The organism is Haloparvum sedimenti (assembly GCF_001462205.1).
GTDB classification, from domain to species: Archaea; Halobacteriota; Halobacteria; order Halobacteriales; family Haloferacaceae; genus Haloparvum; species Haloparvum sedimenti.
Window position 1 is genome coordinate 98,092 of record NZ_LKIR01000062.1, and the last position, 24,614, is coordinate 122,705.

Genomic DNA, 24,614 nt, shown 5'->3' on the forward strand with positions numbered 1-24,614 from the left:
TTTTCGAGCCGGTTGGCGACCCCCTGCATCAGCTCGTCGAAGGTTCGTTTGCGGTTGGCGACGACGCCCGCGAGCATCCGCTCGAGGTCCGGATCCGAGACTGCAGGCGCGGACTGGCGTTCGTGCATCCGGCGCGCCGCGCCGTGGAGCGCGCGATGCGAGAACGCGTCCTCCCCGTGGACGGGGTCGAACAGCGCCTTTACCAGATAGCGGATGATGTCCGGCGACCGGACCGCCTGCTCGAACCGATCCCGTCCCATGATCTGGGTAAGCACCTCGAGGTAGTGGTCGACGATGTCCTCGACGGCCGTCTCCCGAGCGACGCCGTCCGCGACCGCATCGCGCACGTCGAAAAAGGAGAACGCCGGGAGCACGTCCGCGCAGTCGAAGTAGATCACGTTCTCGAGCGTGCCGTACTCGGCGTAGTGGGCGCGGAGATAGTCGGTCGCCATGCCGTCACCCTTGGGGTCGACGAGGATGTCCGCGCCGTCGGTCGCCGCGTGATTCTGCAGGATGGCGTTCGTCAGCGCCGTCGACTTTCCCGCCCCCGTGGCACCGAACCACGCGACGTGGAGTGGCTGGAGTGACGGCGGAATGGCGATGGTGTCGTCGTCACGCGCCCCGTCCTGGTCGAGCGGGTGGCCGACGGTGAGGCCCGGTGCGCGATAGCGCTGCAGGCGCGCGTCGGGTGGCCGCTGGATCGTCGTCCGCTCGCCGGGCGTCGTGTCGATCCCGCGATCGCCCGCGGCCGTGAGCGCGGTGCCGTCGAGCAGGCAGAACGACGGCGCTTCGGCGGCGTCCGCGATGATCGCCCGGCTGCGGTTGGCCGTCCACGGGAGCTTCCCGCGCCAGTCGTCGTACGTCGGCGGGTGGACCGTTCGGTTCTCGATCGCCTCGCGGACGGCGCGGGCGCCGCTCCCGGTTTTCCGGCGTCCGCGGACGCTGTACCAGGTGTGGCTCACCGGTTCGAACGCGCTCTCTAGGTCCGCGACCGCGGCGTCCGCGTCGGGACCAACGGCGACGACGCGCGCGTTCACGACGAACGAGCGCCGGGCATCCTTCGCGGCGAGTTCATCGTAGCGCTCGCCGGGTTCGATCTCCTCGTCCGTGGGCCCGATCCAGTCGTCGACAAATCGCTGCGCAGGCGTGTCGCGGCCGCGTTCGAGTCGGTGACGACGGTCGGCCGCGGCCGCACTCCAGTCACGATAGGGGCGGCAGACGGCCTGATACGCCATCGGCGTCGTCGCCGTCGCGAGTCGCTCGGCGATCGCCGCGAGCGGAAGTCGCGTCTCTCGATCCTCGGTGAACTCGGAGACGGGGGTGAGCTGCGTCTGCCAGTCCTCACGCCGCTCGACGTCGCCGTAGTACTCGACGGCCGCATGTGGGAGCGTCGCGTCGTCGGGCTCGTCGTTCCGTGTCGGGTCCGCGGTCCCCGTCGGAAGGACGTCAGCAGGGTCGGTCTCCGCTTCCTCGACCGTGTAGTCGTTCGGCAGGAGGGTTCGGAGCACGCGCTCGACCGCGTCTCGCTTCTCAGGTGGGTCGATACTCACGTACGCGGAGAGGCCATCGTCGCTTGCACCCGAGGTTGTGAGGGTGAACGCGACGACGGAATGGGCGTGCTCACCGAACAGTCGGTCCCGTAGGCCGCTCGTATCAGCGGTGAGCAGTCGCTGGAGACGCCGAAACTGTGCTACGACCGTGTCCGGATCGAGTGCGGTCGTCGTCGGCTGGAGCTGGAGGGTACCCGTGTTCGCAGTCGCTTCGTGGTCCGGCATGTCTACGTGCGGGATACATTTTCCTGAATGGTCCTAAATTCAACGCCCGATTCGAGTGGACGACCCTTCGCTGGACGGTCGCCTCGGGGGGATTATGGGTCCTCCAGCGGGTGGAGGACAAATTCGTGCGATTCATCGAATGGCTACTCGCCGATGTCCAGCAGCAACAGTCCCAGACAACCGCGTGGGGATCCTGTATCCACGCGGCCCCGGACCGAACAGTGTCGGTCGCTACTGGCGACCGGATCGAAGCCTGCGAGCGCTGTGGGCGGATCCTCTCGCGGACGCCCGTGGACGAGACGTAGTCCCAACCGTGGGCGCAGTCATTGGGTCCAGCTGGCCGGAATCACTCAAGCCGATCGGGCGGTCGTGCGTCGGGCGGTTCACCACGATGGCGCTGTCGAGATGCGCTTCACTAGGCCTCATACACCTGGTCGTTCGAAACCGAGTGAACGGCACTACTCGTGCCCGATGACCGCCCGCGAGCGGTCATTCAGACGCACGGTCGTTGCAAGGCTGCCACCACACGCGCCCGGGGCCAACTTTCTTCGTTCGGAGCTCTCCGAGGGCTTCGAGATCTTGAAGGTAGTTGCGTGCTGTATTGCGGTGGACATCCGATCGGAGTCGGTCGGCGATCTGCGGGGCGGTAAATGGTTCGCATTTGTCAGCGTTATCTTCAAAGATCGCTAATACGTCGTCCTTCGATGTACTTGGACCCCGTCCTGCCATGCTGTCGCCTTGCACAATTCAAAGGATGGCAACTCGTACACCGGCGAATCGGTTGTGTACGACGACAGAAATTTAGTAGGGGGCCTCAAACGCAAAGGATCAAGGTTTATGACATGCGAAGTCTCACACCAAGGGAGAACCCGTACTATGAGTAATTGTGAAAGCCCACCCACCCCTCCGCAGAGCACGAAAGTCGTTGAGGCCGTTGCTGCTGAACTGGGTGTTGACCCGACAACCTTGGAGATCCCCCTTACTGAGGTGGTTGATCCGGATGCGCTAGACACTCTGTTTAACGGACAGGATCGCTCAGGTGAGGTTCGCTTTTCGTACTATGGCTACCGCGTGGTCGTGCAAGCGGATGGTGAAATTAGCCTTCGGGAAACTCAATAAGCGCTTCCTCTCGCCGCTCTTGCAAGAGCGGCACAAAGAGTGTCGCAGGTGCTGAGGGTACCCCAATCAGGGCCGATCAATCGAGCGCGTCGACCGCGCGCTCGACGAGCGTCGTCATGTCGGCGTCCGCAACTGCCTCACCGCGGTGCAATCGCTGACGTGGCCGGCCAACATCCCGCTGGACCTTCGAGGTGGTCACCAAATCGGCATCCTCGAGGTCCTGTTTGATCCGGCTGAGACTGGCCTTGCTGCGGACACCCTGATACTCCGCCCAGTGGCCGACATCGTAGTGGAGCACCTCCCCGTGGGCACCAGCAAGGATCACCACCGCACCGACCGTGAGCGGGCTCCCCCGCTCCCCGTTCGCTTCGACGCCCGTCGCGAACGCCTCCGCGACCGTCTCGTCGCATTCCGTGGCGAACGTCTCTAGCAGCCGTTCGCGGCCCGCAAACGGGAGCGCGTAGTCGGTGGTGTCGAGATCCTCCCAATACGTCGTGTGGACTTCGTTCGCGAGCGTTTCGTCCGCGGCCGTCGTGCTCGCCACGCGATCCCCGAGTGGGATCGGATTGTCGACGCGTGTGTCGGTCGCGAACACGGAGGTCGGAAGCTCGGCGGTCGTTTCGTGGAACGAGAGACGTCCGGTGTCGACCAGGTCCCCCGCGAGCCACGCGGTGCCGAACTCCCGCTTGAGCTCGTGGAGAACGGACTTCGGAGCCACAACACGGAGGTCCGGCCCGGTGTCGACGCCGGCATCGTGCGTGGTGGTGATGACGTCCCTGAGCGTGGGATACTGCCGGCAAACCGCGAGGAGTGGGTCACCGTCCGGGGCGGCCGACAGCGTCTCCTCGAACGTGTGCGTGGCGTGTGGTGTGCCTCCGTCAGCCATGCAGTCGGCTACTCACAGCGCCCCTTTTTCAGTACCGATCGCTCGGGGGGATTGTCGCGCTCCGCGATGGGTGCGGAGCGAGACTGTATGGCTGCCGAACCCGCACGGGACGAGCGCGTCACCTTCGACGACGCCGACTCCCGTTCCGACCGGATGCACAGCACGATCAGTGACTGGATCGACGAACTGGTGACGGCCGTCGACGACGCCCGTGCCAGCGAGCGGTTCCAAGCGTGGCTCGACGTTCACCAGCGCTTCCACGACTACTCTCACCGCAACACCCTCCTCATCGCGTTGCAGTTTCCGGAGGCGTCGAAGGTCGCCGGCTATCGGACCTGGCAGGAGGAGTTCGACAGACACGTCCAGGAGGGGGAATCGGCGATCTGGATCTGGGCCCCGCTCATCTCGGCGAAATGTCCTGCGTGCGGGAACTCCCCATCCTACCACGACGACGCCGACTGTGCGTACGACGACACGCCGCCTGAGGAGTGGGACGAAGGTGTTGTCGGCTTCAAACCGGTTCCCGTGTTCGACGTCTCCCAGACGGCGGGCGAACCGCTCCCGGAGCTGGAGACGGCCGCGGACGGCGAGGCGTCGGCCCTCTTTCCTACCCTTCTGAACGCGGCCGTCGACCTCGGCATCGAGGTCCGCGTCCGCGACCCGGACGACTGGTCACACGGGGACGCGAACGGCGTGTGTGCGTACCCCGACGAAGGACCACTGGTCACGCTCAAGGAGGCTGAGCCGGCCGCGATGGCGGGCGTGCTCGTTCACGAGCTCGCACACGCCCTGTTGCACGGGGACCACGATGCACCCGAACGAGCAAAGCGAGAAGTGGAAGCCGAGGCGGTCGCGTACGTGGTGGGACGCCACTTCGGCCTCGACATGAGCGGCTCCGCGTTCTACCTCGCGGCGTGGATCGGTGATGAAACGGAAGTGATCGAGGAGCGCCTCGAACGGATCAGCCGGACGAGCGAGCGGGTGATCGAGGCGGTCGCTGAGAGCCGGTCCTGAGTCGGTGGTCAGGATCGGTTTGTCCCGCTCTGTGACTCCGGTACCATGACCACCAAACCGTGTTGCTCCACAACGACAGATCCAACACCAAGAGCTGAGAACGAAACCCTTCGACATTCGCGAGGAGGTGTACGGAGTTTGTCCGCGCCGGAAGGCGTGCAGCGCGCGATAGCGTGCGCGGCGTGACTCATAATGGCGATGCTCGATCTCCACGACGACACGAGTGCTGATTACGAACAGTTCGAGAAAGAACAGCTTGCTCAGGACCGCGACGCCTCCCGGGTTGACACGGCGGACGTCGACGACGCGACTGCGCAGAACCTGATCAACGACCTCGTCGACGCGGACATCGTCACTCCGGTTCCCGAGGACCAAGTTCTGGTTCACGAGCCGAGCGGTACCGTGTTCGACTCATCGACGCAGCTGGCTGTCTTCCACCGTGGCTGGACGGTCGGCCGCGACGCCGACGCGGAGGGCGAGTGATGCAGCAGACCCTCGTTGGCTGTGCGTTCTGCGATGCCCCGCCCGGTACCGAGACTGGCGAGACACACACCTGGGGACAGGACGAGCAGGTCACCCACCCGATCTGCGTCGACTGCGCGATTCAGACGGAGCCGGATCCCGACGATCGCGATCACGTCGCCTGTGACGGCTGTGGGCTGGTCGTCGACACGCTCGCGGCGCTCACCCGGTTCCGAGTCGAACTGGGGCATCTGGAAGGCTCGTTGCAGCTGTGCGCCCGCTGTAGTCCGGGTGGCCTCGCGACGTACTGGACGCGTGATCTCGAGGAGCGTCTCGTCGCGATGCCGGCGGAGTGACCCAAACACTCTTTACTGATTCGCTGTAAATTGTAATCAAGAACGCCCGTGTCACGCACCTCAAACCGCGCCGACGGTGACATCGTCCAAGACTTCCTCTCGGTCGCTGACCTCCTCGAGGAGCCACAGCTGGCCAAACTGTACGCGTATCTCGTCCGGGAGGAGGAGGCGACCGTCCGAGACGTGATGGACGACCTCGATCTCGCCCAGGGAACCGCTTACAGCTACGTCAACCGGCTCGTCGACGCCGGCGTCGTCGACGTTACCGACGACGAACAGCCACGCCGGTACGCTGCTCGGGAGATCGACCTGACCGTGACGACGGCCGCGGGCGACCGCGAGTACACGATCACGCCGGCGCTGATCGACGCCGTTGGGCGGCGCGAAACGGATGCCGACATCGACACCTACATCGACCGCCACGGCATCGCCGGCCTCGCGACCGCGCTCACCTACGCGGTCGCCCGCGAACGCGGTGAGGTGACCCACCGACTGATGGCTGAGGATCTGGACATCTCGCCGCTAGCTGCGGAGCTGATTCTGCAGGCGCTCCGGCCCGTCGTCCACGAGCACTACGAGATCAGTGAGGATGTACGTCATGATACCGAAGAAGGAGTCAACGTATGAGCATCGAAACGGACGTCCCGACACAAATGACGCAGTGGTCAGTTTATCGGCGTTCCATGGAGAGAACTGATGGAACTCAGTGACGACACGCTCACGGTTTCACGGGAGCTTTCAGAGCTCGACAAAGATGTACTCGAGTTCACGCAGATCCTCGACGCCTGCGATGTCAACTACGTCATCGTTAGTGGGTACGTCGCCATCCTCACTGGGCGATCTCGATCGACAGAGGACATCGACATCATTCTGGAGTCCCTGTCCGAAACGGAGACTGAGCAGTTAGTTACCGAACTCAAAAATCAGGGGTACTGGGGGATGGCGATGCCGCTTGATGAGATGTATTCGATGCTAAGTGAGGGGAGCCGCATCCGGATTGCCGAAGAAGGGGAGATGTACCCGAACTTCGAAACATGGTTTGTTTCAAACGACGTTGAGCGTGAAGCCCTCTCCAATCCCCTTACGGTGACATTCGATGAGGGGCAGATCGAGATCAGTCCGCTTGAACTCCAAATCGCGTACAAACTCCGACTTGCACAAGCTGCAGACAGCCTCAGCGGGAAGGACTTCGAGGATGCACTCCACCTGTACTTGACCTTCGAGGAACGATTTAACACGGAGCAGTTCGAAACGTACGTCAACGAGCTTGGGGTTGAGGACTACTATGCTGAACTCACAGGAATTTGAGGACGATCACCGCCGAAACACGGAACAACGGCGAGCGATGATCAAACAATGGGCTGAGTACGTTCGGACGCACGACGACAGGGAGTGGTCACGCCAACAGAATCGGCTTATTGACTCGCAGCTCCAGTCGGCAAACGACATGGCTGCCGCTGGCGATACGGATCCAGTTCGGTTTGCAGCCGCTCGCGATCGGCTACGCGACCGATGAGCGGCGGAGACCCGCTTCCGAAGGCGATCGCAACTACGTACGACAATGCCGGTCTCACCGTTGACCAGCTCACAGTCCTCGTTGGTGCTAAGTCCGCCAAGCGACTACGACTTCTCAAAGCTGACCTCGAGGACGAGCCACTCGATCTCGCTGCCCCTAACGACGTCGACATCTACAGAGAAAACAAGGCGAGTGCCTCGGGGCTTGACCCCGAGGGTGAAGCCGACACGTAGACGTGTTCTGTCCGCTCGATGTACCGCTCAATCGTTTCTGTTGAGACTGTTCCTGCTGTTCAGATGTAGTACGACTGTTCCCAGAATCCACCGGTCGTGGTTAGTTAAGGATGAAGAGTGAGGCGGACTGATTTCTTGGTGCCTATGCCAGAAATCGCCCGCCTCAGTGGATGCACGGACTGGATTGGTTTGGATTTTGTGGAGCGATAGCGGACACCCGAGCGTGCGATGAAGATCGGTATTCAACTGCAGTTAGCGGGGCTCTCGCTGTCGAATACCGTCTCTGTTCTCGAGGGACTGGGTGTCGAACGATCTCGAAAGGCCATCCATGACTGGATACAGAAGGCCGATCTACAGCCCACAGACGGTCGAAGCCCGAATCACGTTGCGATTGACGAAACCGTGATTCGAATCAATGACCCGCAATTCTGGCTGTATGCTGCCGCTGATCCTGAGACGAACGATCTGCTGCACCTGCGATTATTTTCGACAACAACGACCGCATTAACCGAGATCTTTCTCCGAGAACTTCGCCAGAAACACGATGTTGAATCCGCCGTGTTTCTCGTTGATGGCGGTCAACATTTCCAAACTGCGCTTGCCAGAGCTGGGCTCCGATTTCAGACACAACGCCATGGAAATCGGAATGCCATCGAACGACTCTTTCGAGAACTCAAACGCCGAACGTCTTCCTTCTCAAACTGTTTCAGCCACGTTGAGCCTCAAACCACAGAAAATTGGCTCCAAGCGTTTGCTGCCTGGCTCAATGCTCCAAACTAAACACGACCTCGATGTCCCACGACCGCCGTTGCGCACCTCGTGCCTGCGGTGCTGGCGGGGGTGGGGGACGACCGGGGCAGCCTCGCCCTTTCTGAGTCCGCCAGGATGGTAGATGCTCATCAAGCGACGTAGCCGGCTGAACAGGTGTGTACGTGACGGCCCGCACCGCTCGCCACGTTCCGCCCTCCGCGTCGCTCGCGACCGACCATTCCGGGCGTGCGGGCGCTCTCCGCACCGCCCGCGCCCGTTCCGGGCTAAAGTGCATGTGCCCTCGGCGCCAGCGCTTCACCCGTTCGGGTCCAAGGACCTCGGCAGAGCCGTCCGCGACGGACGTAGTTGCGTCGCGGCGAACGGGGAATGCGCTGGCCGCTCGCTCCGGGCGGGTCGGCGCGCGGTGCTGGTTGGGACTCTCCTCTGAGGCGCGCGCCGCTCGCGCCCCAACAGGGGGCGCGAGGCGAAGGCGCGAGCGGCGCGCGCAGCTGGTTCCGTCGGTGAGTTGGAGAAAATCCCGCGATGAAGCGCGGGAGGTGGTGGTGCGTCGGGAGCGCCTTCAGGAGCAAGCACTCCAATGAGTAGTAAACGCGTTATCGGACAAGAAGTTTCGGTCGATGAACAGGGCTTGGAAGCAGCGGAGGAAAACGACGATGCGGAGCCGTTGCGGCCGACGGTCGACATGCAGGTGCGCGCGAAGGTGGACGCGAACCATCCGGATGCGGGCTTTCACGGACTGACGCTGGAAGCGGAGGAGAAGGCGTTGGCACGCGAGCTCGAGAAGGAGCGAACGCGCGAGCGGTGGGATCGTCGGCAGTCGTCGGACCGGGAGGCCCGGGCGCGGCAACGGGCGGCGGCCGGAAGTCGGGCGCGGCAAGAGGCGTTCGCGGAACGGCGCGCGAGCGTGGACGCATGGGCCGGGCCGGAGCAGCCGGATCCCCGGGAGACGCTGAGCCGGGACGAGCTGGCGGCCGTGAACGAGCAGGCGCGGACGATCGCGGACGCGAAAGGCGGCTGGACGGCGGCGGCCGTGAGCCGGCAGCTGGCGCGGCGGGTCGCGGACGGTGCGGACCTGCCGACGGCCGTGATGCGGACGAGTGAGGAACTCGAGCGTGACCCCGGGCGGCTCACCCCGATCGACGCGGTCGCGGACGTCGGTCGCGGCGAGGTGTCCATCGAAGGGCGCGTCGTGGAGTTGTGGGAGCCGACCAGCGCGGCCATCCAACAAGTCGGACTCCTGGAGGACGAGACGGGGCGCATCAAGGTCACCAGCTGGGTCAAAAGCGACCAACCCCGCATCGAAGAGAGCGAGCGCGTGCGGCTGTACGACGCAGCGACGAGCTGGTACGAGGGCCGCGTCTCGGTGGCACTGACGGGTCGGTCGCGGGTCACCTTCCCCGAACGCGACGACTGGCTGACCCCGTAGGCCATCGCGGCCCCTTTTTTGCCGTGTGGATCCGCAGGCGGCTGATCGGCATCGGTGCGGGCCCGGAAGCCGGCGAGGATGCACCATCCAGCCCACGCCCACCGCCCCACCCTCCGCTCCGTGCTCGCTCCGTTCGTCGCTGCGCGCGCAGCCACGACCGATCGGGGTGGATGTCTGCTTCCCGTGAGTGAACTATAGCCCCCTGCGTCACAGGAGATACCCTCGTGAATCGCCGTGATGCTCTCGCAATACCTCTGTTAGTGTCTCTCGGGCGCCCCTACGCGGGCGCGGACCAAATCACTCATTGGCCGGCTTACCGAACGGCGAGCCAATGCGTTACAGCGACGGCGAACTCCTCGATGATGTCCGCGAGGTTGGCGATGAGCTCGGGCGCGCGCCCACGCTACAGGAGTATCGCGATCGTGGAGCCCACTCGGCGACAACCCTCTACGACCGCTTCGGGTCGTGGCAGGCGACGCTCGCGGAAGCAGGGTTTGAGCCGCGCGAGCCGACCACGAGTGTCTCGACGGAGGAGCTCCGTGCCGACCTCACGAGAGTCGCGGAGCAACTCGGCCGCGCACCCACCGCGAGTGAGATGAACGACAAAGGCGAGTACTGGGTCTCCACCTATCGCGGGGCGTTCGGTACATGGGCGGCCGCACTTGAGGCCGCAGGACTCGAGTCGGCCGCAAGCGGCTCGCGAGGACGCCCCGCGACGGACGACGAGCTGCTTGCGGAGCTCAAGCGCGTGGCCGACGAGCACGGCGCCCCACCGAGTTACCAGACGATGGAGGATCACGGACAGTACGGGGCGCGCACGTACGTGCGACGATTCGGGTCCTGGAACGAGGCGGTCGAGGCGGCGGGGTTCGAGCCCGCCGAGCAGGACTCCAAGCTCTCCGAGGAGACCCTCATCGCCGAGCTACATCGGCTGGCCGACGAACTCGGGGAGCAACCCGTCTCGACGGATGTCGTTGAGTACGGCGAACATTCCCTTGCGACGTACCAGCGCCACTTCGGATCGTGGTCTGCGGCCGTCGACGCCGCGTTCGAGGAAGACTAGTCTAGTCGATAGCCTGTTTCGAAAGAAGCGACATCTGGTCAATGAAAGACGGCCGCAGCTCAGCGTGCGACGGACGACGGCAGGCGAAAAAACCCCTACCAAGGTCCTCATGGCCTGCCGCCGTTGGGCCCAGTAATTGCTTATTCCCTCGCGTTTGTAGGTGTTCCGGTCGATCTCACATCCTCGGCCTCCTGATGCCCCGATACTCAAAAACTCGCTGCGAAGCCCCGATCCGGAAACAGCCGTCTCCGAGCGTCTGACGCCCGTGTGGGGCGTTCACAAGGGGCGAAGAATTTGCACAAAGCACTTATAGGGATAGCTGTATGTTTCAAGCGCAACCCCTACCCAAGCACCAGTAATGAGTATCCAAGGCCAAGTCCGGCCGCACCACGCTGACGATGTTGGTACCCGACGAACGGGCGACGGGCACAGGTCAGGAGAAAGCTACTGATGCACGAAGCAACAAACAACCAAACATGACAAACGATACAACCACACGCAAGAAGGCTGGTTCAGTGGTCTTCGCGGCAATCATGGTAATATCCATGATCGCCGTTGGATTCGCTGGTGCGGGTGCTGCTCAGACCCAGACGTTTACTGCGACTGGTTCTGACGACATCCCCAATAACCAGAATAACTTCGACCAGAATCTGACTTACGACGTTCAGCTAGCTTCTGGAGCCAATGACACCATTACCCTTGATCTGAGTGGAATGCCTGACGGGGTCACCGTCAATACAGCAAGCGCTCAGAACACAGGTGCAGGAAACATCGCCGTTGAGAACGACCAGGGCTACAACGGTACGTCGGATGAGCACACCTTCATGGTGAACAACACCGACACTGCCAGTAGTCACACTGAGCAGATCACCATCACTCTCAACGTCGATGCTGATGGTGCGCAGGCGCAGTCCGTGAGTCTGACCGCTTCTGCGGCAGATTCGGGCTCCGACACGCAATCCTCCTTCGACATCTACGATCCCGACGTATCGGGTGGCGGCGCTACTGATGAAGCCGTCGTCGCTGAGTACGGTGTCGACGCTGCCTACGACTACACCGAGATCGGTGACCAGCTCGTCTGGCAGGGTCAGGAGATCGCAGTCTACAACGTCACCAAGAACACGCAGATTCAGCTGCGTGAGCGTACGGGTGACAGTAGTTACTCGACCCGCGTTCAGCGGACGAGTGACTCCAACGGTGTCGTCGTCTTCAACACGGCAAATCGCGCGGAAGCAGTCTACCAGGTCCGCGACCCGAGTGCAGCTAGCGGCCCAAGCGATGACTTCGACATCGTCACGCAGGACCTGAACGCCGAGTTCGGTTCCGACACTGCTGACAACGAGGGCGACGGTGCAGAGGTCGACTTCGACCTTGAGTCCAACCGTGGCACGTTCACGGTCAACGTGACCGAGGCCGACGGCGACCTCAGTGCCGCTGAACTCGAGGACATCTTCGGTAACGCGGGTACCGTCACGACCGACGATGACGAGGACCGCATCATGATCGAGGGTGTCTCCGGCGGTGACACTTACACCGCGAACTTCTCCGGCATCGAAGCTGCGGAGTACAACTTCGAGTACTCCGTGGTTGACACGAGTGCGGAGGACACGAACTCCATCACCGTTGAGGAGGTCTCGGCCGGCGAGACGTCCTTCGCGCAGAACACGGTGACCGAGGAGCGTGGTGACTACGCCGAATTCACTGTCGAGATCTCCGGCGCCTCCGACACGGCGCAGGTTGTCATCGGCAACCTCGACGAGGATGGCTACCAGTACAACGCCACCGTCGAGGACGGTAATGATGACGGCGAAGTGACGCTCCGCTTCAACACGTACGAGGCAGGAAACTACAGCAACGGCGATGAGCTTCTCACCGCTGTTGCTGACGACGACGAAGTCACCTTCCAGGACGAGCACGACGACACCGAGATCTCCGGCCTTCTCAGCGCCGGCGACTACGACGTGTACACGCTCGCTGGAAGTAACAGCGACAACGCAACGGTCATCGACGAGGCAGACGACGTCATGCTGCTCACGCTGAGCGAGCGGTCCACGGACGGCATGACCATCTGGACTGCCCCGAAGGGCACTGCCGGCGACTACGAGGAGCTTGAGGACATCACCACGGCCGTCGAAGATGGTGACCTCACCGAGAACTCCAACATCGCAAAGGAGGACCTCGTTGTCCACCAGATCGACGCAACCGGCCTCGCCGGCGCCCTCGGCGCTGACGAGAGCGGTGACGTGACCGACGCGTTCACCAGCGCGCTCAACCAGGACAACTTCGACCTGGCCATTGAGCAGCAGAACCCGCGTCAGAACCGTCAGCCGATCACGCTGAACCTGACGCAGAGCGCCAACAGCGGTGCCATCACGGTTATCGCTGACAGCGAGAACGACAGCTACTACCTCGTGCTGAACACGAACAGCGCGAAGTGGGACCGCGCCAACACGAACAACCAGGGAATCAGCTCGAGCAGCCTGGACATGCGTGATGGCGCCGAGTTCGACGCGACGTTCACCGTGAACGATTCCGCGCTCCTGGGCCTCGACCGCGACGAGGTGCCCGAGGACGAGGATCAGGAAGCCGTCACCGGCTCCTTCACGCTGAACGACCGCGAGGGTAGCTTCGACAGCGACCCCGTCGAGGTCGAAGCTGCCTCCGACCAGCAGATCTCCGGCACGACGACGGTTGCGCCCGGCTCCGAAATCACCATCCGCGCAAGCGCGACGGATGATACCGAGCCGCGCTTCGTCAAGACGGAGACTGTGACCGTTGCTGAAGACCGCACGTGGAGCACCACGATGGACTTCAGCGAGCAGGCTGCCGAGGACACCTTCGAGGCTCGCATTAGCGGCGCCGTGCCGCGTGTGACCGTCGACGGTGTCGTCGTCGAGTCCGTCCCCGAGGACACCACGGAGGAGACCACGGAGGAGACCACGGAGGAGACCACCGAGGAAACCACCGAGGAGACCACCGAGGAAACCACCGAGGAGACGACCGAGGAGCCTGAGGAGACGACGACGACGTCCGACGACACGCCCGGCTTCGGCGCTGTCGTCGCGCTCGTCGCGCTCGTCGCCGCTGCGCTGCTCGCGACTCGCCGCCGTCCCTAATACGGACGCCTAACCACTGACCCGGAAGGGTCGGTCCCGATTTGCAGCCCATTTTTCGCAACGCACTCACAAGCCGCGTAGCGACAGCGTTCGGCTCCGATCACGGTTACAAACAGATGTAGCCAGACCCAGACACGGTAGACGCTGACACTGTCACCATCTTCATAGGGAGACACCGAGAACGCCCCGACCATGACGCAGGAGTTCGAGGTACTCACCGAGGGCCCCCAAACGGGCGTTAAGCTCGGAAACCTCGATCCGGACGAGCGTCAGCACGTCCGGACGATCGACGTGTCCCGGTCACCCGGCAAGGCACCTGCAACCCCAACGGGTCCGTTCACGACCGTCTACTACGTGGCTGGAGAGGAGCGAGCGGGGGCGGCCGCGTTCGTCGCGGAGAACCGGGAGGCCCTCGAGGCGATCAACCTCACCGGCTGTGGCTCGAACGTGATCTCGACGAGCGTATCACGCGAGGTCTACGACTGGATCCTTCACGCGCTCGGAGAACGCGTCCTATCACCGTACGAAACGGTCGTCGTGGAGTACCGACCGGAGGCGGACGAAACCTGGTGTATCGGTCGGCGCCAGTTCGAAACGGGGGCTGGGCAGCGCTACAGTCTCGAGGCCAGCGGCACGGCTCGTACTTCGGGAACGCTTGAGGCGCAGTTCCGATCGCTTTGTCCTCCGGACGACGGATGCATCATCACGGAATCCGACCTTCGTCGTCGTGACGACATGGCTGGCGATGTCCGTGAGATCCTCGATGCGTTTCGGCAGGCACCACGGTTCAGCGTCGAACCGACGACTCACGACGGTGAACTTGCCGTTCGGACATTCTCGTCGTAGGACGTGTCTTGGGAGGGCCACCCGCTAGTTGAAGGCCAGCCCGAAGGAGCGGCCTTGTAGAGCGTCCGTCATCAGCTGCTGTACCATGCGGCAATCCGCGGCCGACTTCTCAGATCGACGATGTGAGATCGATTCAGCAGAGACTCGATATCGAACGTACTGACGTCCGCGGAGACCACGATCGCTGGGTCTGCCGACGGAGACACCTCCGTCACCGGAGCTGCAAGCTGCGTTCCGACGCAACACCGCCCTCACCGATGTAGGGCAGCGTGGTTCAGCCGAAGACGACTTCGGTGACACCGTCGATAGCCTCGATTTGGGCCGAGAGGTCCTCTCGGTCGGTTTCGTACGTGTCGTAGGAGATGTCGCAGTCGAGCGTCTCGTCGACGGTCTGGCTTGGTCCGGCAGAGGAGGACACGTTCGTCACGCCGGTGAGGCCGGAGATCCGTGTGGTGAGATCACGAACGGTGCCGCTGTACGTGATTTTGAAAAGTTCGGTGTAGTCTGTCATCGGAAGGACAGTCTGATCGCGTGTATGTAATTGTTCGGTCGTAGGTAACGCGAGAGTAAGCGGACGGCTGCTCAGTACGGCCCGTGAACGTGCCCCACAGTCCTGTATCGAGGGACTGCCGGTCGGCCACTCGACGAGGGGGGTTGTTTCCGCCCTGAGGGGTGCGGGCGCGCTTGTCTCGGCCCGCAGCAACCCATGGAGACAGATCAGACTGACCGTGAGCGACAGCGAACGGTCACGGAGACGGATCCACGGCTCGAGAACGGGCACGAACTCCTTCGGGTCACGGAACGGCTTCCGGGCCGCGAACCGACCGAGTACGACATCGAGCTGACCGAGGGGCCACCGTACTCCTACACGACGACGTACTGGCGGTGCCGGCGGTGTGGCCAGGAGCGGAACCATCGCGAGGAGTTTCGGGAGCCCTGTCCGGTCGAGCGGCGGCCGCATCCAGTGACGGATGGTGGCTACTCGATCGAGGAGCCGCGAACGCGACGCGCGCTCTCGGAAGCGATCGAGGTCCGTTTTGGCGAACAGGGTCCACGCTATCTCGTCGAGAGTGCGACCGGGAACACCTACGAGGTCGATCTCGCGGCCGAGGAGTGCACCTGTCCGGATGCACGCCATCGGGATCCCGCGGGCGGCTGCAAACATCTTCGACGCGTGGACATCGAGGTTCGAACGGGGACCGTCCCGGCACCGGATGGTCGGTTCCTTCGTTAGGTGGGTGACTGCCGCTCCCGGGTCCGGCCATGATCTGCACCACGTCTCCGACGCGGTCGCTTCCGAGGGCGGAGCGACCGGCGACGACTCCGGCGGGTGTACGCGCCCGTGGAAGGGCGGAGGCGCAGGTCAGCCTCCAAGCAACCATGCATCCCGGACATCGCACCACCGAGTGTAACGGCGAACGGCGAGCAGCCGGCCGCGGAAGGCAGATCGTCGCGGAGGCACGCGCCTGGCTCCGAACCAACGCGGTCGAGTGTGCGGATAGCCTGTCCGGGACCCTTCCGGAACCCGGGACGTACCCAGCCAACACGCACGTAAAGCGCGACGGGCGGGTCGAACGCGAGGCCGCCGGCCGATGACTCGTCTCAGCTACGAGCTCGAGCGGTACCTGGGTCGCGACGCCTGTTCCGTCTGCGGGGCCGTTGGCGGCGAACACGAGGCCGGCTGTCCGGAAGATCACGTCGAGGTCCACGTCGTCGACCTCGAGTCCGCGGACGACGAGTAGCGCTGCGTACGGTTGGTCGGGTCGAAGCTCGCGTGCGTCGCAGAGCCAGAACCCGCTCGCCCAGTCGCGAGTCGGCGCGCTCCGCGACGGAGTTTGTTGGCCCCGGAGAGGGTGCGGGGCGATCCAACAGGGTCGCGTCGTCCACTCTATGCGCACGAGCGAACCCTACGAGCGAACGTTCGACGAGGAGCCACAGCGCGATGACCAACCCGGCTGCCCGGACTGCGGCGGCCGCGTCACGACGACGGGACACGAGACCGTCTGTGACGACTGCGGGCTCGTCCTCGATGCGTCGCCGATCGACCACGGCCCGGAGTGGCGTACCTTCGAGGACGAGCCGGCGACCAATTCGCGAACGGGTGGGCCGGTCACCCACGCGCGACACGACCGCGGCCTCTCGACGGAGATCGGCAGCGGGCAGGACGCGAACGGCAACACACTCTCCGGCCGGAAGCAGCGACAGATGTCGCGGCTCCGAACGCGGCATAGCCGCGCGCGGTACCAGTCGAAACGCGAGCGCAACCTTGCGATCGGCTGTGTGGAGATCGCGCGCCTCGTGAGTGCACTTGACCTTTCGCGAGCCCTGCGTGAACGTGCAAGCTCCCTCTTCCGGAAGGCGCAGAGCGAGCATCTGCTCAAGGGCCGCTCGATCGAGGCGCTCGCGGCCGGGAGCGTGTACGGGGCCTGTCGGACCGACGGCGTCCTCCGCACCATCGAGGAGGTCGCGGACGTGGCTCGGTGCGACCGCGAGAAGGTCCTGCTCGGCTATCGCGTGCTCAACACGGAGCTCGGCATCGCGAGTCGCCCCATCTCGCCGGGCGACATCCTGCCGCGGCTGTTCACGGCGCTTGAGGTACCCCCGTCGATCCGGTCGCGAGCGGCCGACCTCGCACAGCGTGCTCGCGAGGAGGGGTTAGTAAGCGGTCGATCCCCATCCGGTGTCGCGGCCGGCTGCCTCTATCTCGCGAGCGAAGAGCACGGTGGCGGATTGCGCCAAGAAGCGATTGCGGAGGTGGCCGACGTGACGCCCGTGACGCTTCGGGCGCGGTATCAGGAGTTGCAGGAGCGGTCTGAGTCACCGTCTCCGCTCTAAAGGGAGAGCTGTCGGTGGACTCGCGTTCTGGCTGACACTACTGGATGACAGGCAAGTAACCGCCATTCACGTTCAGCGTTCCCGACTTCAGGGTGGGGTGACGTGTTGTCCTCCGTGCGGAGATTTTTGTCCCACACGGAGTAGCCGAAAGCCGTGATGAACCCCGTGAACGGCCCGCACCGGACCTCCGCTGTCCGGAGTGTCCGAACGACGATGTCCGAATCGGCGAGAAGGCAGCAGACAGGGCGAAGCTATCGGACTGCCACGACTGTGGGTGCAAAGCCCTCCCACGCATCGTCTACGGCGTTGAACGGTAGTGAGCGGTGAGTGCTGTTTTTGACCGGGAACCAGGTGGTGGCCCGGTACGGCCGGGTTAGGCAACCAATGACCCTCGAAGTACGTGACCGACACAATGAGGCACTGTTCGAGTTCCTCTGGTGCCCCGTCTGCGGGCAGGAGATCTTCACTCACATCCCCTTCGAGGGGGTGTTCTGCAAGAACTGCAACACCCAGGTCGAACTCCAAGAGCCCCGAGAGACACGCGGCTACGAGGAGGCCGTGCTCGCCTGCTTCGATACAGCCACAACCTGGAATCTTCACGTCGAAGAAAAACTGCGTCGCGACCTGCCTGATGGGTCCGCACGCGTGAAGCTCTTCGGCGCACCGGACGCCTACGAGGTCGCCTGGTGGAGTCCGGAGCCAGGTGAGGACTGGAAACCTGTGGAACGCGGCGAGTTCGACGACATCGAGGAACCATCAGAAGTGTCGCACCTTGCGTAGGGATCTTGTGGAAAGACTCAGCCGACGTTGGGTTCCGAAACTTAGCTGACTAGAACTCGTCCCGTATCGCAACGTCTGGAGATGTGCGAACTCCATGTCAGTTTCCCGATTCTCGACAGTGGTGTCGGCGAAGTCGACAACGATACTCGTCACGGCCGATGTCACTCGCTCACCTACCGTTATTCTACTACCACTCCACGGCACAGTTTTATTCGTATCAATCCATTGCCGTGTTCATGGATGAACTGACGGCGAATATCTCGTTCGATAGGTTCGCGGACATGCCGGAGTTCTACGGGTCAGGGGCCGCGAAATATCGGTTGGCGATGGTGAAAGAGCGAGAGGATTTCCTCGATCTGTTCGCGGGTGCGCGTCACGTGGACGCCGTGACGTACTCAGAGACACCCGAGCTGATGGTGAAGATGTTGACCGAATACGATATCGGCTCGCTTGATGTACTCATTGGAAACGCCGAAGAGTACGCCGACCAAGTGAGTGAGGTCTCGACGGCGAGGTCTCTCGTGCAACTTCGACAGGATAACCGACTCACCGTTCGTCTGAAGAATCGGAAGACCGTTCACTCGAAGATCTATCGAATCGTCATGCCGGATGAGACGGTGAAGCTCGTCCAAGGATCGGCGAACCTCTCGCGGAACTCCTGGGAGTATCACACGAACCAGATCTCCGTCTTCACGACCGATCTCGGGACTGAATTGGACGAGGAATTTGAACGCTTCATCGACGAGTATCGTGAGGGATACAGCGATCAGACACTCCTCGAAGGCCTTGTCGAAGCGCTGGAAGAAGCTGACTCACCGGAGGAGCGGGAGAACCGTATCGAGTACTGGGTCGGTGCCGGTGATCTCGAGATGAGCGATACGGCCGCGCTGAATCAGGACGCCGTTGAAGACCTGAAAGACGTCGCTGATCAAGTCACGACCGTCGTCGACGACCCGGCGGAGGCTGACGAGACGGTCGCGTTCGTCGAAGAACCCGAGAACGCCGACCGCAACGTCATCACACCCAACGAACCCACGGAGGAACAAGAGTCACCCGCCGATCCGGATGACGACGAGTCACCGGATGTCGGGCTCGTTGAATCGGAGCATGAAACGGGGCTCACGGACGGGCTTGACCGTCCCCGGATTCGTGCACCCGACGAAAAGATACGAATGGGAACCAGCAAAGTCGACAAGGACACTGCCGATGAGTTCGGAGCTGGGCTCCGTGACCGCGGTGCGACCGTCGAGGATCACAGCATCACTGCGCCATTGAGCGCGTACAACAACCAGGTCAAGGAATCGACAGCGATCCCGACGATGTCGGTCCTTCCGGAGGCCGAGCAAGTCGTGATCGGCGAGGACGATGAAATGATTCTCGTGGCCACCGACGAGCCAACCACTGAAGTCCTGGATCACTGTCTCGAAACGATCGAAGATTACATCGAAACCGTCGAGAACCACGGTCACACCCAATCCGAGACTGCAGTGATGGCACAGATGTATGAGGCGTTTCTCTACGGGTTTTGGGCCCCGTTCGCCAACCAATATGCGAAAGCGTTGTCATCGCCGTCTCGGACGTTAGACAACGTTCTGCAGCACCTGTATATCGAAGGAAAGAGCGACGCGGGGAAGGACAAACTCACCGAGTACATCCTGCGCCTCGTGTCCGACAACACAGTTATCTCCGGTGTGGATGCGGACGATGTTGGTGTCAAGGAAGTCCGTGGCGTCCGCGAGTGGGACACGTGCTTCCCATACGCCATCATCGACGCGGAAAAGGAGAAGATCCAGCGATGGAGCCCGATCCGGAACTACTGGGGAGATTGGACGCCCACCAGCGTCGATCAACCGTGTCTCATCTTCACGACCAACGATGCGCTCCCGAAATCCGAGTTCCGGAACCGAATGAAAATCTTGAGTATGGATGTCTCTTTCCCCTCGAACCCGGAAGATCCGGGATTCCGCGAGGCACAAGAAGACCTATCAGACGTGTTGGAACGGCAGAACCCGATCTTCAGCTACGTCGCTCGTCGAATGCTTACCGAGCAACCGTGGACTGACGGGAACGGCACTATCGAAGACGTTCGCCGTATTGTCCGCGACTTCTACGACGAGGCGGATCGAGAGCAACCCGAGTACTTCCCCGCTGCTGAACCTGCCGAGAAAACATACGACACGGGGCGGTTGAAGTGGCAGCGGGATATCCAAGGCGGCCGTGTTACGTTCGAATCCGAACCGAACGCCATCACCGCCGACTTCGACCGCGAGGAGTATGAGGTGTACGACTACGAAAAGCGACTGCCTAAGCGATTCATGTCCGAGAAGTCGTCCACGAGCGTCTACATCGGTGCACCTGAAGAATTCGCTGAGTGGATCGGATACTCTGTCACCGACCTCCTGAACGGAGCGGCCGAAACCGACACAGACACCGAGCAGCCAGCCACCACGGAGGATACGTCAAAGACGGATACCTCCGGTGGATTCCTTTCCCGATTGTTTGGGGACTAGCCTCTTTGAGACAGACCGCGGTCTTCGTGGGCGTCTCTCCGGGCTGAGGTTGAGGAAGGGACGGCCACACCGACGGAGCGCGCAGCGAGGATCCACTCAGTCCCCTCACCCACCGCTGGTTCAGTGCATGGAGAAGGTTCTCTGATCTGAGTCGTGAAGTCCCCGTGAATCACGGACCCGAGACGTGAGAGAAAGCTGGGCGGTTTCCACAGTACCATTCGGATAGACTCGATCCGTTTCCTGAGACGACCAAATACGCTGGTGAACGAACCGCAGCTCGGTTTGTGGGCCCCGGAATGGGTGAGGGCTTCACCGAGAGTCCTCATCCAGAGGTGACCTCCGTGAATCAACAACAGCGTACTACCGATGTCGCACTTGACGACATTCCGATCGATATCGCGGCCGCACAGACGACAAACGTGGAGCCGGGCGACGTGCCCGACGAGATCGCGTCGATCACGCGTGCGCTTGCACAGGACCAGCCACCGACGAATCCGTTGGTGGTTCTCAAGGCGGCTCGCTGGTGGTACATCCACGGCAAGGGCGGTACGGATCCCGCCTTCCAGTGGGCCGTCGAATGGACGCGGCATCTCGCGAGTGGGACGCCAAGCGACAGCACCCTGTTCGACACGTTCCTCGAGTATCTCGTGACGGTCGGCTTCGCGGACGAACGAAACCAGCTCCGCTGAGCGTCCCCGCGGTTTTTTGTCCGCCCTGAAGGGGTGCGGCGCGTCCTGTACTGCGGAGTCGCCGCGAACTCGAGTTGGAGAACACAATGACTACGACCAGTGACTCGTCGGTCTCCTTCGCGGAGACGGACACGCGATCCGAGGCGATGCACAGCACCATCGAGGACTGGATCGACGACCTCGTCGCGGGCATCGACGACGCGCAGGCGAGCGCGGAGTTCCAGGAGTGGCTCGATGTCCAGAGTCGGTTTCACGACTACTCCTACCGGAACACGCTCCTGATCAAGCGCCAGTGTCCCGAGGCGACGAAGGTTGCCGGCTATCGGACGTGGCAGGAGGAGTTCGACCGGCACGTCCAGGAGGGCGAGTCGGCCATCTGGATCTGGGCGCCGATCATCACGAAACGGTGCCCGGAATGCGAGAACTCGCCGAGCTACCACGCGGACAGCGACTGTGCGTACGACGAAACGCCACCCGACGAGTGGTCCGAGGGCTTGGTCGGATTCACGCCCGCGCCGGTGTTCGACATCTCCCAGACCGAGGGCGAGCCGCTTCCCGACCTCGACACGGCAGCAACTGGTGAGGCCGGCGGCCTTGTCACACAGCTGATTGAGATGGCTGACCAGCTCGATGTGGCGGTTCAAATCGTGCCGGACGCGGACTGGAGCCACGGGGCGGCGAGGGGCATCTGCAGCCAGTCAGGACTCGGCGACACGCGGCCGCATATCGAGGTCCGCGACCGGGAGAACGACGCCGATCTCGCACGAACGCTCGTCCACGAGTACGCGCACGCCCTGCTCCACGCCGATGTCGACGACGACACCGAGCGGTCGAAACGCGAGGTCGAAGCCGAAGCGGTCGCGTACGTCGTCGGTCGGTACTGTGGACTCGACACCAGCGGGTCTGCGTTCTACCTCGCCACATGGGAGTCGGACGAGCCGGCAGTCGTTCGCGACCGCCTTGACCGAATCAGCCGGACGGCAGCGGAGCTGATCGAGCGGCTTGAGGCGTGAGTACCGTCTCGAGATCGGTGCCCTACACAACCGTAGTCCAGTCGGTGGGTGTGCGGTGGAGCACTCACCGACGGCTCAAGACGAGATCCGGGCACCAGCGACCGCTTCGATGATCGCCTCGCTCGGGAGGTCTAGACGGAGCGGTTGACCGTCGCTTTCTTGGTCGTCTCCCGGAATGAGCGGATCGCAATGGTGCCGCCCTCCACTCCCTCCAGACGGACGGTTCTCGCGGGCGTCGGTGTCGGTCTCGCGGCCGCACTCGCCGGCTGTAGCGGCTCCGACAGCCACCAGTCGCCACCCGCGGACGGAACGCTCGTGACCGACTACACGGCTGCGATGACGCGCGCGAGCGGCGACCGGCCACCGATCGTCGCTCCGCGGGCGACCAGCGGCGATGCGGGGCAGGCTGACGAGCCCTCGGCCACGCCCCAGCCACTCTCTCACCGCGTCATCGAGAGCGACGCCGAGGCGGCGGCTCTCGAGGTCGCCGAGGACGCAACGAACGCCGCGGCCGTGCGTCGGCTCGTCGCGGAGACCGCGTATGCGGACGAGTCAGTCCTGCTGTACCAACGGCGGATCGGCGAGTGCTACGACCTGCAGGTGAACTACGTCACACGGGACGCGGACGGCAGCCCGAGCGTCCAGTTCTGTCGCGTGATTCGTGACGCCGAGGTTGCCTGCGAGCGCGAGCGCCGTGACTACATCGCGGCCGCGATTCGGCTTCCCGACCCAGGTGATGAGTACGGTGGACTCTCCGTCGGCAGCGGCGGGAGCTGTGGCCCGGTTCCCGAGCAATATCGAACCGGGAGTGAGTCGGCATGAGTCGACGGACGCGGCGCTCGCTGCTCGCGGCCGTCGGAACCACACTCATGGGGGCGCTCGCGGGCTGTAGCGACCGTGGGCCGTTCGCGAGCGAGACGAGTCGCGAGTATGACGACTCGGCGCTCGCCGCCCTCCCGGGCGAGATTCCCCACATCCCCTCCACAGTACCGGTCCAGCCGACCGACGCACACCTGACGAGTGCGCGCGAGCGCATCCGCTCGCTCCTTGACGGCGCGGACGTATCGCGAGTCCCGAACGCGGTCGTCCGGCAGCGACTTGTTCGCGAGCGGAAGTCCGCACGCGAGGCGCTCGCTTCGACTGCGGACGACCACAGCCGTGTCGAGACGCTCGAAGGCCTGACACACCCACGCTCGGAAGCGATGTTCGTCGCCGCGGGCCTCGCCGCGTTTGATAACTCACTCACGGCATCGGACATCGAAACGCGCCGTGAGCGTCATCATCGCGACGCGAACGCGTTCCTCGCGGACTACGCGCCCGCCGGCCCGCGGGACGACCCCCTGGGTGCGTTCGTGGAACACGCCCGCATCACCGACTGGGGCCGTACCGGCGCCCGCCTCATCGAACCGAACACGCGCTACGAGTACGAGAACACGGTCCTGCACGTCGCCGAACTCGCACAGCATGTCGAGTGGGGCCGCGCATACGCAGCCGATGCGCAGCAGCTCCACACGGACTACACAGCGACGCTTGACGACCCGCGCGACTACGAGGCGCACTTCGCGAGCGTCGCAACGACGCTCACCGACGATGTCGCGACGCACGCGACCGCGCCCGACCAAAAGACGCTCGCAAGCGATATCGATCGCGACATCGCGGACACGCCGGGCGAGACGCTACTCGAGGACCTCGCCCGCAGCCGGTGGAGCGCCGCGAAGACGGCGGTCGAACGCCATGATGCCGGCCATGCGGTCGGCGCCATCGGGCCCGCGATGCGTGCTCTCGCGGCCGACCGCGCGTTCACGGCCGCGCGAGACGCCGTCGCTGACGGAGCATACGGCGTGCCCGCGTCGGTCGACCCGATCGCCGCCGAACGTGCGGCGGCCGTGGACGGGCTGCGTGGGCTGCTCGACACGAGACCCGCGTTGCTCGCCCGCCGTCTCGCACACCACGTTCGCAACCCCATTCGGAACGCCGACGAGCTGGCCGACGAACACACGGGTGTCGTGGCCGGCCGCGACATCTACGCGACGTACGCCGTCGCGAGCCAGTTCGCGGCTGCCGCACCCCCAGTCGTTCAGCGTGTTGGCGACCTGCTCGACGGCTAACTCGCCGGCATCAGCACTCCCCACGACGTGGGGGCCTCTCACCCGCACCGGAGATGAGGACGGTCTCGTCTGACCGGGTTCCGGGAAACCCGCCGT

Annotated in this window: 23 protein-coding genes and 4 pseudogenes; 23 read left to right on the forward strand and 4 right to left on the reverse strand. The window is 63.4% G+C overall.

Annotated features, from left to right (window positions below):
• Positions 1-1,775 (reverse strand): annotated as a pseudogene (locus AN233_RS17885) (hypothetical protein); the annotation flags it as partial.
• Between the two features lie 125 nt (positions 1,776-1,900).
• Between AN233_RS17885 and AN233_RS17615 the strand changes: the two are divergent.
• The gene (locus tag AN233_RS17615) at positions 1,901-2,080 is read left to right on the forward strand and encodes a hypothetical protein (RefSeq protein WP_125919970.1); all 180 of its coding nucleotides are present in this window, start codon (positions 1,901-1,903) and stop codon (positions 2,078-2,080) included.
• A 571-nt stretch (positions 2,081-2,651) separates the two neighbouring features.
• The gene (locus AN233_RS16255; protein WP_080508338.1) at positions 2,652-2,894 is read left to right on the forward strand and encodes a HalOD1 output domain-containing protein; all 243 of its coding nucleotides are present in this window, start codon (positions 2,652-2,654) and stop codon (positions 2,892-2,894) included.
• A gap of 76 nt (positions 2,895-2,970) precedes the next feature.
• On the opposite strand, the gene AN233_RS03950 is transcribed toward AN233_RS16255, so the two are convergent.
• Positions 2,971-3,780, reverse strand: coding sequence for a transcriptional regulator TbsP domain-containing protein (locus tag AN233_RS03950; RefSeq protein WP_058365548.1), 810 nt, complete (start codon positions 3,778-3,780; stop codon positions 2,971-2,973).
• A gap of 87 nt (positions 3,781-3,867) precedes the next feature.
• On the opposite strand from AN233_RS03950, the gene AN233_RS03955 reads away from it, so the two are divergent.
• The 6 genes from AN233_RS03955 to AN233_RS03980 all read left to right on the forward strand — a co-directional run bounded on the left by AN233_RS03955 (position 3,868) and on the right by AN233_RS03980 (position 7,361).
• Entirely contained in the window at positions 3,868-4,794 is a 927-nt protein-coding gene (locus AN233_RS03955; RefSeq protein ID WP_058365581.1) for an ImmA/IrrE family metallo-endopeptidase, read from the forward strand.
• Positions 4,795-4,986: 192 nt separating this feature from the next.
• On the forward strand, positions 4,987-5,277 hold the full coding sequence (locus tag AN233_RS03960) for a hypothetical protein (RefSeq protein WP_058365549.1): 291 nt from the start codon (positions 4,987-4,989) through the stop codon (positions 5,275-5,277).
• Positions 5,277-5,612 carry a DUF7558 family protein gene (locus AN233_RS03965; protein ID WP_058365550.1) on the forward strand — a complete coding sequence of 112 codons (336 nt, stop codon included), beginning with the start codon at positions 5,277-5,279 and terminating at the stop codon, positions 5,610-5,612. The genes AN233_RS03960 and AN233_RS03965 overlap by 1 nt, the downstream gene beginning before the upstream one ends.
• 48 nt (positions 5,613-5,660) lie before the next feature.
• Positions 5,661-6,239 carry a DUF7437 domain-containing protein gene (locus tag AN233_RS03970; RefSeq protein WP_058365551.1) on the forward strand — a complete coding sequence of 193 codons (579 nt, stop codon included), beginning with the start codon at positions 5,661-5,663 and terminating at the stop codon, positions 6,237-6,239.
• Positions 6,240-6,308: 69 nt separating this feature from the next.
• Positions 6,309-6,920 carry a hypothetical protein gene (locus AN233_RS03975; RefSeq protein ID WP_058365552.1) on the forward strand — a complete coding sequence of 204 codons (612 nt, stop codon included), beginning with the start codon at positions 6,309-6,311 and terminating at the stop codon, positions 6,918-6,920.
• Positions 6,921-7,124: 204 nt separating this feature from the next.
• Entirely contained in the window at positions 7,125-7,361 is a 237-nt protein-coding gene (locus tag AN233_RS03980; RefSeq protein ID WP_058365553.1) for a hypothetical protein, read from the forward strand.
• On the opposite strand, the pseudogene AN233_RS18290 reads toward AN233_RS03980, so the two are convergent.
• A pseudogene (locus AN233_RS18290) lies at positions 7,301-7,453 on the reverse strand (transposase); the annotation flags it as partial. The gene AN233_RS03980 and the pseudogene AN233_RS18290 sit on opposite strands and share 61 nt — an antisense overlap.
• 52 nt (positions 7,454-7,505) lie before the next feature.
• Here AN233_RS18290 and AN233_RS16260 point away from each other — a divergent pair.
• From AN233_RS16260 to AN233_RS04000, 5 genes and pseudogenes are all read left to right on the forward strand, one after another.
• Positions 7,506-8,141, forward strand: a pseudogene (locus AN233_RS16260) (IS6 family transposase).
• A gap of 568 nt (positions 8,142-8,709) precedes the next feature.
• Entirely contained in the window at positions 8,710-9,558 is an 849-nt protein-coding gene (locus AN233_RS03985; protein WP_058365554.1) for a hypothetical protein, read from the forward strand.
• A 331-nt stretch (positions 9,559-9,889) separates the two neighbouring features.
• Complete coding sequence (locus AN233_RS03990; protein WP_058365555.1) at positions 9,890-10,621, forward strand: homing endonuclease associated repeat-containing protein; 732 nt, start codon at positions 9,890-9,892, stop codon at positions 10,619-10,621.
• 476 nt (positions 10,622-11,097) lie between these two features.
• Complete coding sequence (locus AN233_RS03995; RefSeq protein WP_176696636.1) at positions 11,098-13,737, forward strand: DUF7827 domain-containing protein; 2,640 nt, start codon at positions 11,098-11,100, stop codon at positions 13,735-13,737.
• 192 nt (positions 13,738-13,929) lie between these two features.
• Positions 13,930-14,583 (forward strand): hypothetical protein, encoded by a 654-nt coding sequence (locus AN233_RS04000; RefSeq protein WP_058365557.1) that lies wholly within the window; start codon positions 13,930-13,932, stop codon positions 14,581-14,583.
• Positions 14,584-14,857: 274 nt separating this feature from the next.
• Here the strand turns inward: AN233_RS04000 and AN233_RS04005 are convergent, their stop codons facing one another.
• The gene (locus tag AN233_RS04005) at positions 14,858-15,094 is read right to left on the reverse strand and encodes a hypothetical protein (protein ID WP_058365558.1); all 237 of its coding nucleotides are present in this window, start codon (positions 15,092-15,094) and stop codon (positions 14,858-14,860) included.
• Positions 15,095-15,289: 195 nt separating this feature from the next.
• On the opposite strand from AN233_RS04005, the gene AN233_RS04010 reads away from it, so the two are divergent.
• The 10 genes and pseudogenes from AN233_RS04010 to AN233_RS04045 all read left to right on the forward strand — a co-directional run bounded on the left by AN233_RS04010 (position 15,290) and on the right by AN233_RS04045 (position 24,518).
• Positions 15,290-15,817, forward strand: coding sequence for a hypothetical protein (locus AN233_RS04010; RefSeq protein WP_058365559.1), 528 nt, complete (start codon positions 15,290-15,292; stop codon positions 15,815-15,817).
• A 358-nt stretch (positions 15,818-16,175) separates the two neighbouring features.
• On the forward strand, positions 16,176-16,325 hold the full coding sequence (locus AN233_RS17145) for a hypothetical protein (RefSeq protein ID WP_176696637.1): 150 nt from the start codon (positions 16,176-16,178) through the stop codon (positions 16,323-16,325).
• Between the two features lie 148 nt (positions 16,326-16,473).
• Positions 16,474-17,418: a transcription initiation factor IIB gene (locus AN233_RS04015; protein ID WP_058365560.1), complete on the forward strand. Its 945-nt coding sequence runs from the start codon at positions 16,474-16,476 to the stop codon at positions 17,416-17,418.
• A 152-nt stretch (positions 17,419-17,570) separates the two neighbouring features.
• Positions 17,571-17,735, forward strand: a pseudogene (locus tag AN233_RS18410) (DUF7568 family protein); the annotation flags it as partial.
• A gap of 67 nt (positions 17,736-17,802) precedes the next feature.
• Positions 17,803-18,198 carry a DUF7567 family protein gene (locus tag AN233_RS04020; protein WP_058365582.1) on the forward strand — a complete coding sequence of 132 codons (396 nt, stop codon included), beginning with the start codon at positions 17,803-17,805 and terminating at the stop codon, positions 18,196-18,198.
• A 236-nt stretch (positions 18,199-18,434) separates the two neighbouring features.
• Positions 18,435-20,708, forward strand: a complete 2,274-nt coding sequence (locus AN233_RS04025) for a hypothetical protein (RefSeq protein ID WP_058365561.1) — start codon at positions 18,435-18,437, stop codon at positions 20,706-20,708.
• A gap of 341 nt (positions 20,709-21,049) precedes the next feature.
• A complete protein-coding gene (locus AN233_RS04030; RefSeq protein WP_058365583.1) occupies positions 21,050-21,397 on the forward strand; it encodes a hypothetical protein in 348 nt (115 codons plus the stop codon).
• An 86-nt stretch (positions 21,398-21,483) separates the two neighbouring features.
• The gene (locus tag AN233_RS04035) at positions 21,484-22,410 is read left to right on the forward strand and encodes a hypothetical protein (RefSeq protein WP_058365562.1); all 927 of its coding nucleotides are present in this window, start codon (positions 21,484-21,486) and stop codon (positions 22,408-22,410) included.
• Between the two features lie 189 nt (positions 22,411-22,599).
• Positions 22,600-23,232, forward strand: coding sequence for a hypothetical protein (locus AN233_RS04040; RefSeq protein ID WP_058365563.1), 633 nt, complete (start codon positions 22,600-22,602; stop codon positions 23,230-23,232).
• Positions 23,229-24,518 carry a hypothetical protein gene (locus AN233_RS04045; RefSeq protein ID WP_058365564.1) on the forward strand — a complete coding sequence of 430 codons (1,290 nt, stop codon included), beginning with the start codon at positions 23,229-23,231 and terminating at the stop codon, positions 24,516-24,518. Before AN233_RS04040 ends, AN233_RS04045 begins: the two co-directional genes overlap by 4 nt.
• The last annotated feature ends 96 nt before the right edge of the window (positions 24,519-24,614 follow it).